Annotated in this window: 18 protein-coding genes; 9 read left to right on the plus strand and 9 right to left on the minus strand. The window is 52.6% G+C overall.

Annotated elements, in window-relative coordinates; translation table 11 throughout:
• The first annotated feature begins 3 nt into the window (after positions 1 to 3).
• The 8 genes from ribD to KCG43_RS00735 all read left to right on the plus strand — a co-directional run bounded on the left by ribD (position 4) and on the right by KCG43_RS00735 (position 7,453).
• Positions 4 to 1,128: a bifunctional diaminohydroxyphosphoribosylaminopyrimidine deaminase/5-amino-6-(5-phosphoribosylamino)uracil reductase RibD gene (gene ribD / locus KCG43_RS00700; protein ID WP_192017007.1), complete on the plus strand. Its 1,125-nt coding sequence runs from the start codon at positions 4 to 6 to the stop codon at positions 1,126 to 1,128.
• Positions 1,129 to 1,180: 52 nt separating this feature from the next.
• Positions 1,181 to 1,843 (plus strand): riboflavin synthase, encoded by a 663-nt coding sequence (locus tag KCG43_RS00705; protein ID WP_218382784.1) that lies wholly within the window; start codon positions 1,181 to 1,183, stop codon positions 1,841 to 1,843.
• A gap of 59 nt (positions 1,844 to 1,902) precedes the next feature.
• Positions 1,903 to 3,006, plus strand: a complete 1,104-nt coding sequence (gene ribBA, locus KCG43_RS00710) for a bifunctional 3,4-dihydroxy-2-butanone-4-phosphate synthase/GTP cyclohydrolase II (RefSeq protein WP_192017009.1) — start codon at positions 1,903 to 1,905, stop codon at positions 3,004 to 3,006.
• Between the two features lie 171 nt (positions 3,007 to 3,177).
• Positions 3,178 to 3,648, plus strand: coding sequence for a 6,7-dimethyl-8-ribityllumazine synthase (ribE, locus tag KCG43_RS00715; RefSeq protein WP_027252929.1), 471 nt, complete (start codon positions 3,178 to 3,180; stop codon positions 3,646 to 3,648).
• Complete coding sequence (gene nusB / locus KCG43_RS00720; protein WP_192017010.1) at positions 3,648 to 4,118, plus strand: transcription antitermination factor NusB; 471 nt, start codon at positions 3,648 to 3,650, stop codon at positions 4,116 to 4,118. Before ribE ends, nusB begins: the two co-directional genes overlap by 1 nt.
• 71 nt (positions 4,119 to 4,189) lie before the next feature.
• Positions 4,190 to 5,167, plus strand: a complete 978-nt coding sequence (gene thiL, locus KCG43_RS00725; RefSeq protein ID WP_192017011.1) for a thiamine-phosphate kinase — start codon at positions 4,190 to 4,192, stop codon at positions 5,165 to 5,167.
• A 3-nt stretch (positions 5,168 to 5,170) separates the two neighbouring features.
• A complete protein-coding gene (pgpA, locus tag KCG43_RS00730; protein WP_192017012.1) occupies positions 5,171 to 5,656 on the plus strand; it encodes a phosphatidylglycerophosphatase A in 486 nt (161 codons plus the stop codon).
• 135 nt (positions 5,657 to 5,791) lie between these two features.
• The gene (locus KCG43_RS00735) at positions 5,792 to 7,453 is read left to right on the plus strand and encodes a hypothetical protein (RefSeq protein ID WP_218382786.1); all 1,662 of its coding nucleotides are present in this window, start codon (positions 5,792 to 5,794) and stop codon (positions 7,451 to 7,453) included.
• 67 nt (positions 7,454 to 7,520) lie between these two features.
• On the opposite strand, the gene KCG43_RS00740 is transcribed toward KCG43_RS00735, so the two are convergent.
• From KCG43_RS00740 to rlmA, 5 genes are all read right to left on the minus strand, one after another.
• Positions 7,521 to 8,315 carry an ABC transporter ATP-binding protein gene (locus KCG43_RS00740; protein ID WP_192017014.1) on the minus strand — a complete coding sequence of 265 codons (795 nt, stop codon included), beginning with the start codon at positions 8,313 to 8,315 and terminating at the stop codon, positions 7,521 to 7,523.
• A 24-nt stretch (positions 8,316 to 8,339) separates the two neighbouring features.
• Entirely contained in the window at positions 8,340 to 9,266 is a 927-nt protein-coding gene (locus tag KCG43_RS00745) for an ABC transporter permease (protein ID WP_218382788.1), read from the minus strand.
• A 62-nt stretch (positions 9,267 to 9,328) separates the two neighbouring features.
• Positions 9,329 to 10,297 carry an ABC transporter substrate-binding protein gene (locus tag KCG43_RS00750; protein WP_218382790.1) on the minus strand — a complete coding sequence of 323 codons (969 nt, stop codon included), beginning with the start codon at positions 10,295 to 10,297 and terminating at the stop codon, positions 9,329 to 9,331.
• Positions 10,298 to 10,713: 416 nt separating this feature from the next.
• Positions 10,714 to 11,670: a ChaN family lipoprotein gene (locus KCG43_RS00755; protein ID WP_192017017.1), complete on the minus strand. Its 957-nt coding sequence runs from the start codon at positions 11,668 to 11,670 to the stop codon at positions 10,714 to 10,716.
• Between the two features lie 127 nt (positions 11,671 to 11,797).
• A complete protein-coding gene (gene rlmA / locus KCG43_RS00760) occupies positions 11,798 to 12,649 on the minus strand; it encodes a 23S rRNA (guanine(745)-N(1))-methyltransferase (RefSeq protein ID WP_218382793.1) in 852 nt (283 codons plus the stop codon).
• Between the two features lie 377 nt (positions 12,650 to 13,026).
• Here rlmA and KCG43_RS00765 point away from each other — a divergent pair, with 377 nt between their 5' ends.
• Positions 13,027 to 14,085 carry a porin gene (locus KCG43_RS00765; RefSeq protein WP_218382795.1) on the plus strand — a complete coding sequence of 353 codons (1,059 nt, stop codon included), beginning with the start codon at positions 13,027 to 13,029 and terminating at the stop codon, positions 14,083 to 14,085.
• A gap of 70 nt (positions 14,086 to 14,155) precedes the next feature.
• Here the strand turns inward: KCG43_RS00765 and KCG43_RS00770 are convergent, their stop codons facing one another.
• The 4 genes from KCG43_RS00770 to KCG43_RS00785 form a co-directional block, all read right to left on the minus strand.
• The gene (locus KCG43_RS00770; protein ID WP_192017020.1) at positions 14,156 to 15,424 is read right to left on the minus strand and encodes a sigma-54 dependent transcriptional regulator; all 1,269 of its coding nucleotides are present in this window, start codon (positions 15,422 to 15,424) and stop codon (positions 14,156 to 14,158) included.
• Positions 15,414 to 17,777 carry an ATP-binding protein gene (locus tag KCG43_RS00775; RefSeq protein WP_192017021.1) on the minus strand — a complete coding sequence of 788 codons (2,364 nt, stop codon included), beginning with the start codon at positions 17,775 to 17,777 and terminating at the stop codon, positions 15,414 to 15,416. Before KCG43_RS00775 ends, KCG43_RS00770 begins: the two co-directional genes overlap by 11 nt.
• Entirely contained in the window at positions 17,777 to 19,012 is a 1,236-nt protein-coding gene (locus KCG43_RS00780; RefSeq protein WP_218382797.1) for an ABC transporter substrate-binding protein, read from the minus strand. The genes KCG43_RS00775 and KCG43_RS00780 overlap by 1 nt, the downstream gene beginning before the upstream one ends.
• Positions 19,013 to 19,431: 419 nt before the next feature.
• The gene (locus tag KCG43_RS00785) at positions 19,432 to 19,932 is read right to left on the minus strand and encodes a YfbU family protein (protein ID WP_192017023.1); all 501 of its coding nucleotides are present in this window, start codon (positions 19,930 to 19,932) and stop codon (positions 19,432 to 19,434) included.
• Positions 19,933 to 20,046 lie beyond the last annotated feature (114 nt).

Raw genomic sequence — 20,046 nt, forward strand, 5'->3', positions numbered from 1 at the left:
AAGATGTTTACGCCTACTGATCACGCCATGATGCGCCGAGCCGTTAGCCTTGCCCGGCGTGGCCGTTTCACGACCGCCCCGAATCCGAATGTGGGCTGCGTCATCGCCAAAGATAACGACATTATTGGCGAAGGTTATCATTACCGCGCGGGCCAGCCGCACGCCGAAGTGTTTGCATTACGTGCCGCTGGCGAGCAGGCCAAAGGGGCGACGGCCTATGTCACCCTAGAGCCTTGTTCCCATTACGGCCGTACACCGCCCTGTGCCGAAGCCCTGATAGCAGCGGGCGTTTCCCGGGTTGTCTGCGCCATGGTTGACCCTAATCCGAAGGTGGCGGGACGCGGTGTTGAGATGCTCAAACAAGCTGGCATTGCCGTTGAGACGGGTCTGCTTGAAGCCGATGCACTGTCATTGAATCCCGGTTTTATCAAGCGAATGAAAACCGGCCTGCCTTATGTTCAGCTAAAACTGGCGGCCAGCCTGGATGGTAAAACCGCGCTGGCAAACGGTGTCAGCCAGTGGATAACCGGCTCTCAGGCTCGTGCTGATGTGCAGCGTTTTCGCGCCCAGGCGGGTGCGATTCTGTCAACCAGCTCAACGGTACTCGCCGATGACCCGTCCTTGAATGTGCGCTGGCAGGAATTAGGGGCAGCCGTCCAGTCTGACTATCCGGAATCTGAGGTACGCCAGCCGGTACGGGTGATTACTGACAGCCAGAACCGCTTGTTGCCGTCACAGCGTTTATTCGCGTTACCGGGAAAAGTGCTGCTGGCCAGAACACAAACTGATGAAGCACTATGGCCGGAACAGGTGCGGCAGTTACTGGTGCCTGCTCAGCCGGACGGTCAGCTAGACTTAACAGCACTGATGAAAGCGCTGGCAGCGGAAGATATTAACCATATTTGGGTAGAGGCAGGTGCGAGTCTGGCCGGGGCTCTGCTCAATGCCGGGCTGGTGGACGAATTCATTCTTTATCAGGCACCCAAACTCATGGGCAGCCATGGTCGCAGCCTGATAGATCTGACACAATTCACGGCTATGTCTCAGGTACCGGATGTGACGCTGAGCGATGTGCGCATGGTTGGTGCCGATATTCGGATCCGTGGCACTATAGCTCACCCTGCGTAACAGAATACGTCTGTGTATGGCATCGACAGGTGCCGGGTAAGGAAAAATTAGAATGTTTACAGGTATTATTGAGGCCGTAGGTACGATTACGGCCATCACGCCAACCGGACAAGATGTGTCCGTGACTGTCGACAGCGGCAAGCTGGATTTAGCGGATGTCAAACTGGGCGACAGCATAGCGACCAATGGTGTGTGTCTGACCGTGGTGAAACTGACCGGCAAAGGCTATGTCGCCGATCTGTCGCTGGAAACCCTGAACCGCACGGCCTTTACCGATTACAGCCCGGGTCAGTGGGTCAACCTGGAAAAAGCCATGTTGCCGACCACCCGTTTTGGCGGCCATATGGTTTCCGGCCACGTTGATAATGTCGGGGAGATCATTTCCCGCACTCAGACCGGGCGGGCGATTGAGTTTTGGATCAAAGCACCGGATACCCTGGCCCGCTACATTGCCGAGAAAGGATCGGTGGCGATTGACGGGATCAGCCTGACAGTGAATGCCGTTCGCGGGGCGGAATTCAAATTGACGATTGTGCCTCACACGGCATCGGAAACCACTATGGAACACTTTAAGCCAGGCCGTAAAGTGAATCTTGAAGTGGACGTGATTGCCCGTTACCTGGAGCGTTTGATGCTGGGAGAGAAAGCGGCTGAGTCTGAGCCATCGTCTGAACTCAGTATGGCGCTGCTGGCCCGTAGCGGGTTTCTGGGCTGATGATGCAGCCTGAGCAAGATTAAGTACTACGACAATCATTTGGGTAGAGGGAATACAACATGGCGTTGAGTAGCGCGAAGGACATCATTGAAGATATACGTCAGGGTAAGCTGGTTATCCTGATGGATGACGAAGACAGGGAAAATGAAGGCGATCTGATCATTGCCGCGGAAAAAATTACCCCTGAAGCGATCAACTTTATGGCGACTCACGGTCGCGGCCTGATCTGTCTGACACTGACGCAGGCCCGCTGTCAGCAGCTGAAACTGCCACTGATGGTGCAGGATAACGCGGAACAGTTCAGTACCAATTTCACCGTATCGATAGAAGCTGCCAGCGGCGTGACCACAGGGATCTCCGCAGCGGATCGTGCCCGTACTGTGCAGGCTGCGGTGGCCCAGAATGCGTCTCCTGCCGATATTGTCATGCCTGGTCATATTTTCCCTCTGATGGCGCAGGAAGGCGGGGTGCTTGCCCGCGCAGGCCATACTGAAGCGGGTTGTGACATCGCCCGTCTGGCAGGTCTTGAGCCATCCAGTGTGATTGTTGAGATCCTCAACCCGGATGGCACCATGGCACGACGCCCGGATCTGGAAGTGTTCGCCGCCGAGCACGGCCTAAAGCTGGGGACGATCGCCGATTTAATCGAATACCGTAACAATAACGAAACCACGATTGAGCGTGTGGCCGAATGCAGTCTGCCAACGGAGTTTGGCGATTTCGATCTGATCACCTATCGCGATACTATCGACAACCAAATTCACCATGCCTTGCGTAAAGGGGACGTAAATCCATCGAATCCGACGCTGGTTCGCGTTCACCTGCAGGACACCTTCAAAGATATTCTGCATTCCGGGGCGTCGCAGTGGACTTTGCCGATGGCCATGCAGCGTATCGCTGAGGAAGGCGGGGTGATGGTGATTCTCAATCGCCATGAAACCCAGGAAGGCATTATCACCAAAGTGAAGAATCTGGCAGCCCAGGCCGATGGTCAGCCTGGTGTGAAACTGAATCCGAAGAACCCGTCACGTCAGGTGGGTGTCGGCTCGCAGATCCTGGCGGATTTAGGTGTTGGCAAAATGCGTCTGCTGTCGTCCAGCAATCAGCGCTATCACTCACTGTCCGGTTTCGGACTGGAAGTGGTGGAATATATTTGCGATTAAGGTTTGTTGACCCTAACGCACTGTTTTTATTAATCCCTAATCCGGAATAGAGATCGCATAACGCTGCCGGGAGTGCCTTGACAGTGAAGTCAATTGGTATCATGTATAAATTGTGATAGACTCCCGCGGTTTCTCAATCCGGAAAGAAAAGACATAGTCACAGGAAGGCCCATGAAGGTAATCGAAGGCGCCATTGCGGCACCCAACGCAAAAATTGCTATTGTTATCAGTCGCTTCAACAGTTTCATCAATGACAGCCTGCTGGCGGGTGCGCTGGACGCACTCAAACGTCAGGGACAGGTAAGCGACGACAACATTACCGTTGTTCGTTGTCCTGGTGCTTATGAGCTGCCTCTGGTCGCCCAGCAAGTTGCTAAAAGCGATCGCTACGATGCTATCGTGGCACTGGGTTCTGTGATCCGTGGCGGTACTCCGCATTTCGAGTATGTTGCCGGTGAATGTAATAAAGGTCTGGCTCAGGTGGCTCTGGAGTACAACACTCCGGTTTCATTTGGTGTTCTGACTGTAGACACAATTGAACAAGCCATCGAGCGTGCCGGTACCAAGGCTGGTAATAAAGGGGCAGAGGCTGCACTCAGCGCGCTTGAGATGGTAAATGTCCTGTCCCAAATTGAATCCTAATGGGGGTTAGAGTGAAACCAGCCGCACGTCGTAACGCACGACACTTTGCCGTCCAGGCCATTTATTCCTGGCAAATCACCAAAGAAAATGCTGCCGATATCGAGCTGCATTTTCTGTCTGGCGAACAGTTTGAAGAAGAAGCTCATCGGGCTGATGCTCCTGTACTGGCAGCACCGCACACTGATGTTGAGTACTTCCGTGACTTGTTCACCGGAGTGGTGCTGAACTATCAGGAACTGGACAGCAAGATGCGTCCCTATCTGTCACGTCCTTTGCAGGATCTGGACCAGATGGAACTGGCGCTACTGCGTCTGGCCTTGTACGAAATCATGAAGCGTGAAGACGTACCGTACAAAGTTGTGATTAATGAAGCGATTGAGCTGGCGAAAATCTTCGGTGCCGAAGACAGCCATAAATTCGTAAACGGCGTGCTGGATAAGCTGGCCCCGGTTTTACGTAAAAAAGCATAATCGCTTCGATGCGAACTGAGGCCAGCTCTGCTGGCCTTTTTTCTGAGTTTCAGCAACCGACTTGACCTCTTATGGCTAGTAATGAATTTGATTTGATAGCCCGTTATTTTGCCCGCCAGCCGGTCCAGCGCCGGGATGTGGTGCTGGCCATCGGTGACGACTGCGCCTTGCTTGAGGCACCTGCAGGTAGCCACCTTGCGGTCAGCACGGACTCACTGGTTTGCGGTAACCATTTCCTGCCCGGTATGGATCCCGCGCTGCTGGCTAAAAAAGCCCTGGCTGCGAACTTAAGTGATTTAGCGGCCATGGGTGCCACGCCTGCCTGGGTATCTCTGGCGCTGACCCTGCCAGAAGCAGACGAAGCCTGGTTAGCCCGGTTCTGTGATGGCTTTTTTGAGATGGCCGATTACTACCAGGTACAGTTGATTGGCGGGGATACCACCAAAGGCCCGCTGAGCCTGACACTAACCATTCAGGGATTTGTGCCTCACGGGCAAGCGCTGACGCGGCACGGGGCAGGTTCCGGGGACTGGATTTATGTCACTGGCTGTCTTGGCGACAGTGCGGCAGGGCTGGCGGTGTTGCTGGAGCAGGCAAAGCATATTGATGCTGCATTAGCTGAACATCTTCTTAATCGCCACTATCAACCTCAGCCGCGGGTGCTGGCCGGTCAGGCATTACGGGGCATTGCCTCTTCGGCACTGGATATATCCGATGGTCTGATTGCTGATCTGGGCCATATCCTTAACCGCTCTCAGGTGGGGGCGGTGATTGATGCAGACAGCCTGCCATTGTCACCCGAGCTGGTGGCATTTTGTGGCGGAGACAGGGATGCGGCCATCAAGATGGCGCTGACAAGCGGCGAGGAGTACGAGCTGTGCTTCACCGTGCCAGCCCATAACCGTGGTACCTTGGATGTTGCTCTGTCTCATGCCGGGGTGAAAGCAACCTGTATTGGCCAGATCCGGCCCGGCAGCAATGTTGTACTTGAGCGAAACGGGCTGCAATTGGACTGGCAGCTGCGTGGATACGATCATTTTTCGGGGTAAGTAGTGCGAGATCCCAAACTTTATATCAAATTAAGTAATCCCTGGCATTTTCTGGCCACGGGATTTGGCAGCGGTTTGTCTCCGGTGATTCCGGGAACTGTCGGTACACTGGCATCTGTCCCGCTCTATTACTTGCTGGCTCAGTTACCATATGCGGCTTATATCGGCATTACGCTGGCAGCGGCTGTGATTGGGGTGCTGATTTGTCGCAATACTGCCCAGGATATGGGCGTGCATGACCATGGCAGCATAGTGTGGGATGAGTTCGTCGGCTTCTGGATCACCATGGCTGTTGCCCCGCCTATGAGTCTGCCCTGGGTCGTCAGCGGTTTTATCTTATTTCGCTTTTTCGACATGGTAAAACCCTGGCCGATCAGCTGGCTGGATAAAAATGTCCACGGCGGGCTGGGTATCATGATCGATGACATCCTCGCTGGTTTTATGGCTATGATCACCCTGTGGGGCGTGGGCCACTGGATGGGCTGGTAGCCGCGAATCACAGCAGGTAAAACCCTCAAACCGTGCAAGCTGCACGGTTTTTTTTGTCCAATTTTTAACCCAACTTCACAGCACGATTCACACTATCCTTAAGCTGAACCAGGGAGAGGATCCTGGGAGAATAAGATGCAGAGAGTGAATCTGATCCTTGTCGTTCTACTGTTGCTGGCCGGTGTTGCCCGGGCGCAGGTGTATCCGTCGACAGGCAGTGCCTGGCTGACACCGGGAGGGTGGGAAGAGCCGCTGTCTACCTCACGGTTTGATTCTGCCGAAGCGGTGACGCGCTGGGAGTTCCGCCATGCCGATTTGGTGCTGGGTAACTGGCAATCGGCCGCGCTGAATGAAGCTGGTACAGTACTGCTACCTTTTCACGCTCAAAACCTGTCTTGTGAACCCGATGAGCAACAGCGCTGGCTGGCGCAGCAGGCCGGCGCAAATGGCCGGGATCCGGAAAGTGCATTCCTGCATTTTGCGCAAGATACCCGGCTGTCACTCAGCGCTACAAACCTGCAATTAGACCGCCTGCTGGAAACCAAACCCTGGCTGAGCAGGACCGCGGATACCCTGACCATTCCGGGCTGGGATCCGGTGAACGACACAGACAGTAACGGACAACTGAGCGACGCGGAATATCAGCAGCGGCTGAACCCCTTGGCCAGCGCTCGGTTTGCGTATCAGGCCCGGGTATTGCTGACCGGCCAGCTGCAAGGCGGCATCTGCACCTTTCGGACTAACCTCTCTGATTCTGCCGTTCGAACCCAACTGATCAACTGGTATCGCTATCACTGGCGGCAGATGGCAGCAGATGGCGGTTATACCCCTCGTCTGAGGCCTTTGCTCGGGCCTGATATTCTGCCGGTAGTGAGCGGTGGTCAGATCCTGGAATTGTCATTACAGGCCGGCACCACGGAAGCAGAAGAGCGGTATTTGGCACAATTGGTTGAGTTTTTAGGTCAGTTAAAGCAACAGCTCGATCCTGCTCTTCTTGGCGTTTCAACTTCCGGACTGGCGTTATGGCCCGATGAGACGGTTTCCGCGCCATTGCGCTCGCAGGTTGATTTTTGGGTTCGCCCTCGCTTTCTAACACCGGCAATGGGGCTGGCCCGTATTCAGCAAAGCTGGCAACATTTTGCGCTGAGTACCGAAGGAGCCAACAGTGTGCTGATGGTGTCGATGCGTGATGGCCACAGCTATCTCCATCCGGGAGATGAAAGGGCCTGGCATCAGGATGTCGAAACCGGGCTTGCACTCTATTACCTGTTTAATTTGCCGGGCCAGACTTACTATCACAACTGGAGCGGCAGCCTGAGCGTTGACAGTACCAATACCAGTATGCGGGACTGGTACCGGCCAGGGCTGCCTAAAAACTGGGTCTATCAGCCGACTGCCATGCTCAGGGTGGATCTCGGCGAGCCGGTATCCGCACCTAAAGGTTATAAGCCTGTCTGGTGGCAGGCTGAGCCGCTCAGTGGTGACAGTCGCGATTCTGTGCTGGGCAGCTACAAGGTCGCGCCTGTTCACTGGTTCTGGCTGTACCGCACTGGCTGGTTTGGCAAACAGCCCTCAGAGGGGGTGATTGCCCGTCGCTATGAGCATGGGCTGGTGCTTTACCGGGCGGTTCAGCAAGCGGGTCAGAGTCGCTTTCTGGAAGCGAAACCGATGCGCATCTCCCTGCCGGGTACCTATATCCGGATCTTTTACGACGGTACCACCAGCGAGCCGATGAATTACATTGAGCTCGGAGGCTATGAAGGGGCGGTATTACAAAAAGCAGGGCCAGAGCAATAAACAAGAGCAATAAAAAAGGCGGGATGAGCCGCCTTTTGAAGGTCTTATCGAAAACTGGGTATCGGGATCAGCCCAGCAGCAGACTGTCATCGGCCAGCTCTTCGCCACGCACTTTACTGAACATGTCGAGCAAGTGCTTCACGTCCATATCAGCGCGTTCCTGTCCTGCCACATCCAGCACTATATTGCCCTGGTGCAGCATCACGGTACGATCGCCGTATGCCAGCGCATCTTTCATTGAGTGGGTGACCATCAGGACGGTCAGGTCGAATTCTTCGACTACCCGTTTGGTCAGCTCCAGCACGAAAGCGGCCATACGCGGATCGAGCGCGGCGGTATGCTCGTCCAGCAGCAAGAGTTTACTGTCTGCCAGTGTGGCCATGACCAGACTGACAGCCTGACGCTGGCCGCCGGACAGCAGGCCAATGCTGTCGCTCAGCCTATCTTCCAGTCCCAGCCCCAGAATGCTGATGCGTTCCTGAAACAGCTTACGGCGCTGGGAAGATAATGCCAGCTTCCAGGTACGGCGGCTGCCACGCTGGACAGCTAGCGCCATGTTCTCTTCAATCGTGAGTGAAGCACAGGTGCCAGCCAGTGGATCCTGAAACACCCGGGCAGCATATTGCGCCCGCTCGTGCACGGCTTTGCTGGTCACGTCGACACCATTAATGACCACCTTGCCGTCTGACATAGGCGTTTCACCGCTGACAGCACCGAGCAGGGTCGATTTACCGGCACCGTTTGAGCCGATAACAGTGACAAACTGGCGTTCCGGCACTGTCAGGTTAACCCCGCGCAGGGCCTGATTTTCCAGAATGGTGCCTTCATTGAAGGTAACGCGGATATTACTGAGTTCAATCATAGTGTTACTACCTTCTTTTCCGGCTTACGCGAGCTTCTTTGCTGCGACGGTTTGCTTCTTTTTTCGCTGAAAATTGCGTTTCATCTTAGGCGCAATCAGAGCAAGGGCGACCAGTACTGCAGTGATCAGATTCAGATCCGAAGCCTGCAGGCCAAACATGCCACTGCTCAGGGCAAACGCAACGGCCAGCCGGTAGAGCACTGAGCCTAGAATCACAGCGATAACGGCCACCCAGATCTTGCGGCCCGGAATCAGTGTCTGACCCAGAATAACCGCTGCCAGACCCACCACAATCGTACCCACACCCGAGGTGACATCGGCAAAGTTATTGGTTTGCGCGAACAGAGCGCCGGAGAAGCCGACAAAGGCATTCGACAGCGCCAGGCCAAAATAGGTATACAGTGCCGTACTGCCGCCTTGTGCGCTCACCATACGGCTGTTTACGCCGGTAGCGCGCAGTCCGAGGCCGAAGTCACTGGCCAGCAACCGGGTCACGAACCAGCCGCTGAATATCACCAGAGCCAGTACCACAGCCAGGCGTACCAGGCCCGCATCCAGGCCGGTTTCAAAGGCAAAATTTTCGAATGGAGTCAGGATAGTATCGTCACCCAGCAGGGCCAGGTTTGGTCGACCCATAATGCGGATATTGATAGAGAAAGCAGCAATCATGGTCAGAATACTGGCCAGTAAGTGCAAGATACCGCAACGTACTGCCAGAAAGGCTGTTACCAGGCCACACATACCGCCGGCCAGAATTGCCAGCATGGTTGCCATCCACGGATTCACACCAGCCACTATGGCTGTTGCCGCAACGGCTGCGCCCATTGGAAAACTGCCGTCGACAGACAGATCAGGAAAGTCCAGTACCCGAAATGTCAGGTAAACCCCCAGAGCAACCAAGCCGTAAACCAAGCCGATTTCTAAGGTACCGATCAAAGCAAAGAAAGACATCTACAACTCCTTATTCCTTGCTGGCACCGGCTGGAACGCCGGTGCCCGATAGAGAGGTAAGGTTACTTGGCGATAGAGGTCGCGCGGTCAACCAGAGCCTGAGGGAAGGTAATGTTCAGTTTGGTGGCAGCTTTCTGGTTCAGAGCCAGATCTGAACCCACAGCAACTTTTACCGGCAGTTCAGAGACTTTCTTGCCTTTGAGCAGCGCATCCACATAGTCTGCGGTCTGAACACCCACCTGATAATAGTCGAAGCCCAGCGCCGCCAGTGCACCACTTTCAATGTAGGTAGTAGAGGCGCCGATAACTGGAATGCCTGCCTGATTGCCGGCATTCACTAAGCCTTCAACGGCACTGGCCACAGTGTTATCTGTTGGTGCGTAGAGCGCGTCAGCTTTTGAGGCAACGATTTGCGCTGCTGACTGCACATCAGCACTTTTCAGGGCTGTTCCTTCTACCACTTCCATGCCTTGTTCTTTGGCGGCTTTGCGCAGTAAATCAACCAGTGCGACGGCATTGGCTTCGCCCGGGTTGTAAACGACACCAATGCGTTTGGCATCTGGCAGAATTTCTTTCACCAGTGCGACGTGTTGTGCGACAGGGGATAAATCAGACAGACCGGTGACGTTGCGCTCGGGTTGATCAATATTACGCACCAGTTTAGCGCCAACAGGATCGGTGACTGCAGTAAAAACGACGGGAATAGAACGGGTGGCTGCAGCCAGTGCCTGTGCTGTTGGTGTTGCAATACCCACCAGGACATCCGGTTGCTCCCCGACAAACTGTTTGGCGATTTGCACCGCAATCGCAGGGTTACCCTGAGCGGTCTGATAGGAGAATTCCAGATTCTTGCCTTCTTCGTAGCCTTTCGCTTTCAGGCCATCAAGCAGGCCCAGACGAGTGGCGTCCAGCGCCGGGTGTTCAACGATCTGAGACACAGCCACTTTGGCCATTTCGGCTAAGGTTGGTGTCGCCGTTAGGGCTAACGCCGCAGCGATGCAGGCTGCCGAAAGCAATTTGTTTCCCTTCATAGTATGCAATCCTTGTACTGGTGTGATGACAAAGATGGGCCGGCGAGCTGTGCCATCAGAAACACCCATCATTGGCATAATGTTTTAGCGCAATGAGAAAAGAAAGAACATCCAAAAATTAACAACACTGTAACATTGAGCGGGGCTAAGTAACTGCTAAATACTCTATACATGGTCTATTATATTGTGTTTTAGATGATTTTTAGGTTGAAAAATATACAATGTCAGTGAAAATCAGAGTCATGTTTTTTATTGGTATTTTTGTGAGCATGATGAGCTATGACTCAGCAGGAGCGAATTCGGCTGCACGGCTGGATGAATTATGAACAATTCTCTGGTGTGGTGAGACTCTGAGCAAAGCAAGGGGAAGTTCGAGGAAGGCAGTCTGTACAGACTGCCATGACAGGAAAAAGGTGTTATTCAGCAATACATTGAAGTGTATTGTTGCGCTTGCCGATATGGGCAAAAGCCGCTTTCATATTGGCTTCCTGAATATAACGGGGCGGCAGAGGCATGACTTCAACCTGAAAATCCGGTGCATCTGCAGCGATAGGGTTGTCGGCGGTTACCGGGGTGACCATCACCACTTTCAATGCCGGATTGCGCGACAAAATACGGGAAGCTGTCCCTAATCCTTCTGCGGTGTGAAAGCGCCCGGCGACGTGCATTATCTGGTGGTCTGGGTGGGCTTGCAGGTAGTTGACCATGCTTTCAGCCATGGTGTCGTCCCAACTGGTCTGAGCAGCAAATTGTCGTTCAGACTGGGCAGGATCACCATGATGCATAGACTCAGTGAATTTTTCTTTGTATTTGTCATTTCTCAGTGTAAGTGACTGGGCCACCCACTTACGCTCAGTAACTGGAAGTCGATTCAGGTATTCAGCCCCGTAACGGCCGACACAGCGGACGATGGATTTCGGCGCATTGGCGGCGATCACATCAAGCTGATGCTGGCGAGCAAAGTCGACAAGGGGACGGTAATCGGATTCATAATTCGGCCAGGCATTGCCCTGCTTGATCAGTACCTGCTCACCGATTTCGCCGTGAAGGAACTGGTCAACGACCTGCTGTTTGTCGCGGGTAAACTGCTCCATGGACAAAGCCAGTCTGGGGCTATTGGCATACAGTGCTGCCAGCAGCCGGGCTTGCAGCAGGTGAGTGCCCGGATGGCTGTGCCATTCACCCACCAGTACGATATCCGCATCGGACAGCGCATTCGCCAGGGCTTGTTCTGTCAGTTCGGCCCCGGAAGGAGATCGAATGGTGTAATCGTACAGAGTTGGAGGAGTCGCAGCCGTTGTCGTGCTGGATGTTGGCTGTGTGGCACAGCCACTCAGCAGGGCGGCTAATAGCATCGCGTAGCCAGTCTTCATGTATACCATCCTTTGTCTGAAGCATACTTACCGAGCTTATATTAAGAATCAGTATGATAGCCTCAGGGGGTTATGTCATGGGCCGTATGATATTGAAGACTGACGGCAGACTCAATAGAAATGAGAATTAGTTGCAATTATCCTGTTCGGAATCATCCACTGTTGCGGATTTTTGGTAAACGCGCAGGGTGAAATCTGCCTCGCAGCTGAATGCGTGCTGCTGCGCCAGGTGCTGCCAGACAGCGTCACTGGTTTTCCACGCAAACGGTGTCATCTGCATCAGTGCCGTTGCTTCACTGCCATTTAAGCTCATGGCGTAATGCAGCCGTTCTTCCTGCACCAAGGATATACCCGGCAGAGCTTCAGGCTGAGTATCATGCAGCCTGACGTCGTCATAAATGAGTGCTTTCAATTGATACAAGTGCCGCGGAGCGGGTGTCACTGTTAATAAAACCGCACCGGGTTTCAGCGTGCGGACAATTTCTTCTGCTTTGCATGGCGCATAGATGCGCACCATGGCATCCAGACTCTGGTCGGCGAACGGCAGTCTGTGACTGGATGCCACGCAGAAGTGGCAATCGGGATAGCGTTTGGCGGCATAACGCACGGCCACTTTGGAAATGTCCAGTCCGTGCACTTCCAGGCTGGGGTGGCTGGCGCTCAGAGCCGTAAAGGATGAGGTGTAATAGCCTTCACCACACCCGATATCCAGCATTTTCTGGCTGTTCTCCGGCAGATGCACAGTCAGAAGTTTAACAATGTTTTCTCTCATTAACCGGTAGTGATTTGCCTCAAGAAACTGTCTTCTTGCCTGCATCATCTCTTTGTTATCACCGGGATTTTTTGAGCTTTTATGATGAACAGGCATTAAGTTGACATATCCTTCCTTAGCCTGATCAAACTGATGATTATTTTGGCAACGCCATTGATGTTGCTGATGATGAAGAGGCTGATGGCATAAGGGACATTGATAGGACATAAGAAAGCACCAACGCTGAAAACAAAGGATTGTAACCTGTTTGGGTATGGCATAGAAGCGCAGGGAAAGATCCGGCGGCCTGAGTAATAAGCCCAATAGTCTGAGACAAAAGATGATCTTTTTCACAGAAAAATATCTTATTTAATCAATAACCCATATACCCAGTTTTATTAAGGGCTTATTCAGGGAAAAAGGATACTCTGGTTGCGCGTAAAGTGAACCTCTGCTCTATGCTTGGATTATGAAATTTTTTTGACGCCAGTAACAGGATTTGGCTGTCTTTTCCCTGTTTCTGGCTGAGTAACTTACCTGCTTTTTGCGTTTATGAGTGCCATCAGCGTTGTGGTCACTCAGAACACATACTCAAGGAAACCAAAATGAAAAAAACACTAGCAGCGGCAATTATCTCCAGCGTGTTTGCCAGTGGCGCAAGCTACGCGGCGAATATCTATCAAGGCGAAGATGGTAGTGAAGTGAATCTTTACGGCCGTCTTGGCTACAACATTACAGACAAAGCAACCGATGATGGCGACACCAACGGTGAATTTGATGCGCGTCTTGGCCTGGGTGGTTCTCAGCCAATCAATGATCAGTTTTCTGTGATTGGCTGGGCTGAATACCAGGTTAATGCGGCAGAAGCCGAAAACTCTGGTGATGACAGCCTGTCCCCTCGTTATGTCTGGGCCGGTATCGACGGTAAAGAAATGGGTAAAGTGACGGGTGGCCGTGTGGCTTCTGGTCTTATCATGTTTACCGACATCGTTGATGTGTTTGCTTTGTCTGATATCGCCGCAGCCCGTCAGGCAGAGGTGGTCGATGGTACCGCTGTCCAGGTTTTCCGTCAGGATGCGACGCTGCAATACCAAAACAGTATCAATGGCTTAGATTTCTCTCTTGGCTATATTTTTGGTAACAATGATAAAAACGCGTTCGGTAATTCACTGGATAACGGTATGAACGCCGCGCTGCGCTATACGCTGGATCTGGGACAGGGCGGACGCCTGGCGCCTGTGCTGGCGTATCAGTACAGCGAAGACAAAGACGGTAATGAGTATAACTTCTGGGGTGTGGGTGCCACCTACAGCATCAATGCATTCACTTTAGGTGCAGAGTACTCTGAAGACGAAGTTGATGCCGGCGGCCCAAGCAAGAGTAAAGATGAAGTGTGGGAAGTGGTTGCCATCTATGATCTGAACACCGACTGGACATTGCGTGCTGGTTACCGCAACCTGGAAAACACAGACGGTGACGAGTTGGAGCTGAAAGACACTACGCTGGAAGCTCAGTATCACCTGACCAGCCGTTCTTCTCTGTTCACCAGCTATGTATTCCGTGACGGTACAAACGGTACAAATCCCAGCAACGGTAAAGTTGTTAATTTCGGCGGTGATGCTGACGAAGACTTCTATCAACTGGGTATCCGTTACGAGTTCTAAGCCGCTCGCAACAAAGACAATAAAAAGGCCGGATCTGCTCCGGCCTTTGTTGTCTCTGCGCTGAGGTGATTTATCCTGCCTTGTAATCGGCTTTATCCAGATTGTGCTTTTTCATTCTCAGATAGAGCTTTTTACGTGGGATCTGCAGGTAAGTTGAAACCTCATTAATTCTGCCGCCGAAAAGGTACAGGGCATCTTCAATCACCTGTTTTTCATAGTCATCAATCAGATCATCCAGCGGGCTGCTCATTTGATCCAGCGACTTGGTCCGTTCTTGTCCGGTGAGTTTGACGATACCGATAGCGTAGAGCTCTGCCACGTTACGTAATTCCAGAACGTTACCTTCCCAGGTGTGCCGGTTCAGCGTATTGATATAGGCTTTATCCACCACAGGGACGGGTTTGTTCAGTTTCTGGCAACTGGCCTCCAGAAAGTATCGGAACAGCAGTGTAATATCGCTTGCCCTTTGCCTTAGTGGCGGTATGACAAATCGCGCCTGGCTGAGAAAGTAAAACAGCTCAGGCACTAAGGTTTCTTTTTCGACCGCTTGTTCCGCCGTCCCTTCAACAAGCGCCAATACACGTACTTCTCTTTTCGCCAGGCGCTCTTGTTCAAGGAGAAAGCGGCATAACCAGTGCTGTGCGTCGGTCGGCATAGCCGGCAGGTTACTGATGCAAAGACTGCCCTCGCGGGCATTGAGCATTGCCCGTTGCAAATCGGAGGTGCGTTGCACCTTATTGCCGCACAATTTAATAAACGGGCCTTTGCCCATTTTTGTGTGGGCATGAAGCAAACGGGCCAAGGTGTGGCGTCCCGTTCCGGCTTCTCCTTCAATCAGGGCATCTTTGTCATTGTTTTCCGCTGCTGCAATCTGATGGCGGAGCTTGACTATCAGCGGGCTGTCACCCAGCAGCACGTCGCTGGCTGTTTGCCTGAGCCTTTTACGGTGTTCAATCAGCTGCTTTCGCTTCGGCAGATGCTTGTCCAGCAGTGTGATCAGCTCAGCGGGCTGTAATGGCTTTTGCAGAAAGTCGGCCGCCCCGTTTTGCAAGGCGTCTACTGCCATAGGAATGTCGCCATGGCCGGTGATTAGTATCACAGGCAGGGTGCTATCCAGTGATTTAATGCGATGCAGCACCTCTTTCCCGTTCATACCTGGCATATACATATCGGTAATCACCACGCCGGGCCATTCTTTATGAAGCAAGGTCAGAGCCTGCAACGGATCTGTGGCTGTCCGGGTCTGATAACCAGCTACTTCCAGCAGGTGCTGGTAAGCATCGGCAACATCCTGATCGTCATCAATGATCAGTACTTCAATGTTATCGCTAATCGTCATATTTATTTAACTCCAAAACAACCATTGCGCCTCCTTGTAAGGTGGAAGCAAGGAAAATATCGCCGTTCAAGCGGTTCATGATGGAACGGCAAATGTTCAGTCCCAGTCCCAGGCCCACATCTTTAGTGGTGGTAAAGGGGGTGAACAGTTTTTCAATAATGTCTCTCGCAAAACCCGGGCCTGTATCACAAATGGCTAAACTGAATGTCTGGCGTTCAGCAGAGTGATTAAGCAGTTCTACGTAAATGTCTCTGGTATCGCAGCCAGCCACCGCATCACAGCTATTGATGAACAGGTTAACCAGCACCTGTTCCAGCTGAACGGGATCGGCGATGACCTGAAACGGGCTGTTTATTCCGCTGATCAGACTGGTCTGCTGAACTTTCAGCCTGCTTTCTATCAGTTGCTGGGCGTGATTGATCGACTCTTGAATATCAACAGCCTGAAGCATTCTGTTGGCCGATTGTTTTTTCGCGAAGTTGCGCAGGCTGGCAATGATACGGGCCATGCGTTCAGTCAGGCTGTCCATCTTGTCCAGGCTGGCTGCAAGCTGAGTGAGGTTGTTCTTATCTACGGCCATTCGCGTGGCAAAGATATGGGTTGTCATGGCCGACAGCGGCTGGTTCAGCTCGTGCGCCAGCGAGGTCATGGTCTGCCCGACCACGGCCATTTTTGCTGCTTGGATCAGTTCATCCTGTGTGGCCCGTAAATCTTCCTCAATACGCTTTCTGTCTTCGATTTCGGCTTTCAGCTGTCGGTTTCGCTTGGTCAGTGACTCGGTTTTTTCCTGCACCATGTTTTCCAGCCAGCGGGCCGCGCTTTCCTGTTCGGTAATGTCTGTCACAGTGATGATGACTTTGGCTTCCCGCCCCTGTTTGAACAGGCGAAAGTCCAGACGAAGATAGCGCGGTTCGCTGGAATGTGTCTGTTTGATGGTGAGGTTGCAGGCGCCATTGGACTGCAAAGGGCTGCTGGGCAGAAACAGCCGTTTCAGACGGGGTTCCATGACGCGGTTAAACAGCGCCCAGATGGTCTGATTGGCGGGGATAGCTTCGGCATCAAACAGCGATAACGCACTGGGGTTGACCGATTCTACGATGCCGGATAAATCACAGGTGATGATACTGGCCTGAGTGTTATTGATCAGGTTCAGTGCATTGGCTCGCTGCATTTCCAGCATTTGCTGGCGGAATTGACGCAGACTGTCACCCAGCAGGCCAATTTCATCATCACCATCAACCTGAATTTTTGCATTGAGATCGCCGTGCGCCACGGCATACAGATCCTGGCTGAGTTGATTCAAACGCGCGACAATCCCGCGGCTGACCAGATAGACAGACAGAAAGACGGACAGCGTAATGGCCAGCAGTACCACGCCAAGCAGAATGTAGCTGCTGATGATGACAGACCGACGGGTGTGATCGTTGAGAGTGAGCAGAGAGGAATCTGCCTGGTCAACCATAGTCTGGATCAGATCCTCCTGATAAATCAGACGGTTGTTGATGCGCTTTTTATAACTTCGGATTGTTTTTTCCAGTGCAGACAACACGCTCAGTTGCATTGCCACCGGGCCATTGGGCTCAACCTGGCTTATCATCTCGTTGAGCTGTTGCCGGAACGCCAGCGTCGATGGGTAGTGGCTGAGGGAATCACTCATGGTTTTCAGTTGCTGGGTTTTAAAGCCAATGTAGTGAAAAGCGTTGGCGATGTCCCGGTTATCGTCCCGATGAAACATTTCCTGCACAAGCTGGTACAGCTCACTCTCTTTTACTGTGATGGACTGAATGAGAGAAAATTCATTGACCGTTTCCCGTATGGTGTCACTGTCCAGGTGATGGGGTGTGGTACGCGTTAATTGCCATTCCACTTCCTGGCGAATGGGAGCAAGCTCATCCACCACTTTTTGGTGCAACCAGCTGATCCGGCTTTCCGATTGCGCCAACGCCAGCAGCAAGGTCGACCGCTTGCTCAGCAAATTGCTGTATGTCTCTATGTCTTTGAGCAAGCTGACGTGTTCAATTTTCAGCGCCGGATAGGAAGACAGGCTGGCTGTGTTCGCAATGGAATGGGTGATCCTTTCAGCTTCGAGCTGAATTTGTTGTTTCAGCTCAGCATGTCGGGCCGGGTCCTGATTGCCCCCGATATTATGCAGTCTGTCTTTCAGCGCCGCTGTGCTGCGTTCCAGGTGATAGCTGGATCTGAGCGTTGGCAGGTTTTTACTGACAATGGCATCTATCTGATCATCGAGGTTTTCCCAGGTAATCAGCGCGATGAGGCTGACGCCTATACTCAGGAATGCCATCAGGCTGATGGCGCTAATCAGGCGATTTCCGATCGTTTTGCGCTTTAGCATCACAGCTCCTGCTTGTACGACATGAGTATGTCTTGGGATAAACGGATGGATTGCTGTAATTGCTGGCTCATTTGTTCTTGCCAGAGCCCGACGGTACGGGCAGATGCCGGGTGACGCACAGGGTCTTGCAGCGACAAAAAATCCTCAGTCGCGGCTTGCTCGGCGCTGATCACCGTGGTTGAAGCCAGCGCAACGGATCGTTCCAGTTGCTCGGTTTGCTGAGGAGTCAGGCCCGGCAGCAACTGGATTTTATGGATCAGCTGCCAGGCATAGTTCAGCAGGGGCTGCTGTTGGCTGATGCTGATATCAAAGAGTTGCTGTACAGCTACCGCCCGCTCTTCCATTAACCCGGTATCGACAGTGAAAGTCGCTGTGTCTATGGTTGGTATCTTCGTTCGGCGATGCTTGTAATTGGGGGACTGCTCGATGCGCGCCTGCGAAGAGGCAGACAGCATAAATCGCACGAACTCAATACCCAGCTGATCGGATTGTTTTCTGTTCAGTGCGGCGATATAGCTCGGCAGGACAATACTGTTGGGTTGATATTGAAAATGAATAAACGGGAAATGATCTTGCTGCTCTTTGGCATAACTGTCGATAACCAAACCGATGCCAGATTGCCCGCTGGCGACGAGATCGGTGGCGCGCTGGCTGTTGGCTGAAATGGCATTCAGGTTGCCTCCCAGCTGTAAAAGCAAGCGCCAGCCTTGATCCCAGCTATAACGCTGCAGCAGGCTTTCCACCATCAGGTGCGTGGTCGCAGAACGGGAGGGACTGCTCATGACCAGGTGGCTGTGGTAGACAGGGGCAATAAGGGACTCCCAGCGCGACGGAACTGGCAGTGCATTCCTGTCGATATAACGCTGGTTCCATATGATGCCGCAGCCTGAGTACCCCAGAACGGCAATGTAGTCTGAATCGAGCTGGCTGTGCTCATCGGTCAGTTCGGCAACAGGCACCAGAGAATGGCTGTCGGCCAGTGGCTGAAACAGACGACGGGAAGAGGAAAGCACCACATTCACGCCATGATCCGGCAGCGCCAGCAACGCCAGTCCTTCACTTTCCCGGCGTTGCAGAATAGTGACATCCAAACCAGCATGCTGTTGTTCAAAAATCTCAATGCTGCTGCTCAGCAGGGCAGGGTTGAAGGTGGTCAGAATCACCAGCTGCTTTTTTTCACTGGCATGCAGGGGGGAGATCGCCAGTAATGCTAAGATCAGAAGCCGGTATAACATGACAAAGAATCCTTCCTTACGTAGCCTGATTCATTCCTTATTTCCCACCTTTACTCGTCGTTTGCAGATGGCAGACAGAAGAGATATTCGTTACGCGCTTATATACAAGTAAGGGGCCGTAGGGAACAGTAAAAAGTCGATTATCATGGCTGAAGTTATGGTCGGCTAGCTCTTTAGTGCTTTCCATGCCATAAAATGTGCCAATCGTGACCCAATCATCAGTCACTTTGCGATAGCCCGCGCAAATCTATCAGAACAGCAGATTTCGCCAATGGGGAAATTGTAAAAAAGATATGCCAGTAATACGGCGTCTTGCTGTTGTCTCAGAAGGATACAGGGATAGTTCAGGGGTGGAAGGCGGCCCGAATCAAATCAAGGCCGCGATGCGGGAGACATTGTTCGTCATCCGGGCTAATTTGTCAGGCACTCAGTATCTGCTGTATTTCGGTGGCGGAGAGATGATACTGGCGAGGGCACTGTTGCCACACGCCCAGCATGCGGCGATATTTACTCTGCATTGGCACATGGCTGTTAAAGCTGTGCTCTGAAGGCAGGAAATGCGGATAAAGATTTTCTACCATTGTCAGGAAACGAACATAATGCATTTGCTGGGGCTCACTGGCGGCATCAAAGCCCAGGAATGTCAGACGGCGAGTATCAATCCGGGTCTGCTCGGCTGCGTTTAACTGTTTGCAGGATTCTTGCATGGCATGGTGCATTTCCATCACTTGTAGGATTTCTTTACATTCATCTTCTGAGATCGCCCCGAAGTTTTTATCCAGCTCTCTGAGCTGCAGCCCGTATCCGCGCTCTACTATGGTTTGCAGACGCTGAAACTTGCCGGCATGTTCGGGATCGAGCTGTGCCATCAGTCGATATTGATTAGCCAAAATGAGACGTTGTGCATGTGTCATTTCCATAAGGGTATCCTGCAATGATTTTACTGGTTTCAGCATAGCAGCAAGTCGTCGAGCGGCTTTGATCTGAGCCGGGTTTGCGGCCGACATTACAGAAAAACCGACTGCATTTGCGTT

The sequence above is a fragment of the Photobacterium sp. WH24 genome, from assembly GCF_019204055.1.
Classification (GTDB): Bacteria; Pseudomonadota; Gammaproteobacteria; order Enterobacterales; family Vibrionaceae; genus Photobacterium; species Photobacterium arenosum.

What these genes read in the sequence shown, in the direction of transcription:
- KCG43_RS00705 (WP_218382784.1), top strand. Translation starts at nt 1,181, where the DNA reads ATGTTTACAGGTATTATTGAGGCCGTAGGTACGATTACGGCCATCACG.
- KCG43_RS00780 (WP_218382797.1), bottom strand. Translation starts at nt 19,012, where the DNA reads ATGTTATACCGGCTTCTGATCTTAGCATTACTGGCGATCTCCCCCCTG.
- KCG43_RS00770 (WP_192017020.1), bottom strand. Translation starts at nt 15,424, where the DNA reads ATGACGATTAGCGATAACATTGAAGTACTGATCATTGATGACGATCAG.
- KCG43_RS00740 (WP_192017014.1), bottom strand. Translation starts at nt 8,315, where the DNA reads ATGATTGAACTCAGTAATATCCGCGTTACCTTCAATGAAGGCACCATT.
- ribBA (WP_192017009.1), top strand. Translation starts at nt 1,903, where the DNA reads ATGGCGTTGAGTAGCGCGAAGGACATCATTGAAGATATACGTCAGGGT.
- KCG43_RS00755 (WP_192017017.1), bottom strand. Translation starts at nt 11,670, where the DNA reads ATGAAGACTGGCTACGCGATGCTATTAGCCGCCCTGCTGAGTGGCTGT.
- rlmA (WP_218382793.1), bottom strand. Translation starts at nt 12,649, where the DNA reads ATGTCCTATCAATGTCCCTTATGCCATCAGCCTCTTCATCATCAGCAA.
- KCG43_RS00775 (WP_192017021.1), bottom strand. Translation starts at nt 17,777, where the DNA reads ATGCTAAAGCGCAAAACGATCGGAAATCGCCTGATTAGCGCCATCAGC.
- KCG43_RS00765 (WP_218382795.1), top strand. Translation starts at nt 13,027, where the DNA reads ATGAAAAAAACACTAGCAGCGGCAATTATCTCCAGCGTGTTTGCCAGT.
- ribD (WP_192017007.1), top strand. Translation starts at nt 4, where the DNA reads ATGTTTACGCCTACTGATCACGCCATGATGCGCCGAGCCGTTAGCCTT.
- KCG43_RS00750 (WP_218382790.1), bottom strand. Translation starts at nt 10,297, where the DNA reads ATGAAGGGAAACAAATTGCTTTCGGCAGCCTGCATCGCTGCGGCGTTA.
- KCG43_RS00735 (WP_218382786.1), top strand. Translation starts at nt 5,792, where the DNA reads ATGCAGAGAGTGAATCTGATCCTTGTCGTTCTACTGTTGCTGGCCGGT.
- KCG43_RS00785 (WP_192017023.1), bottom strand. Translation starts at nt 19,932, where the DNA reads ATGGAAATGACACATGCACAACGTCTCATTTTGGCTAATCAATATCGA.
- thiL (WP_192017011.1), top strand. Translation starts at nt 4,190, where the DNA reads ATGGCTAGTAATGAATTTGATTTGATAGCCCGTTATTTTGCCCGCCAG.
- ribE (WP_027252929.1), top strand. Translation starts at nt 3,178, where the DNA reads ATGAAGGTAATCGAAGGCGCCATTGCGGCACCCAACGCAAAAATTGCT.
- nusB (WP_192017010.1), top strand. Translation starts at nt 3,648, where the DNA reads ATGGGGGTTAGAGTGAAACCAGCCGCACGTCGTAACGCACGACACTTT.
- KCG43_RS00745 (WP_218382788.1), bottom strand. Translation starts at nt 9,266, where the DNA reads ATGTCTTTCTTTGCTTTGATCGGTACCTTAGAAATCGGCTTGGTTTAC.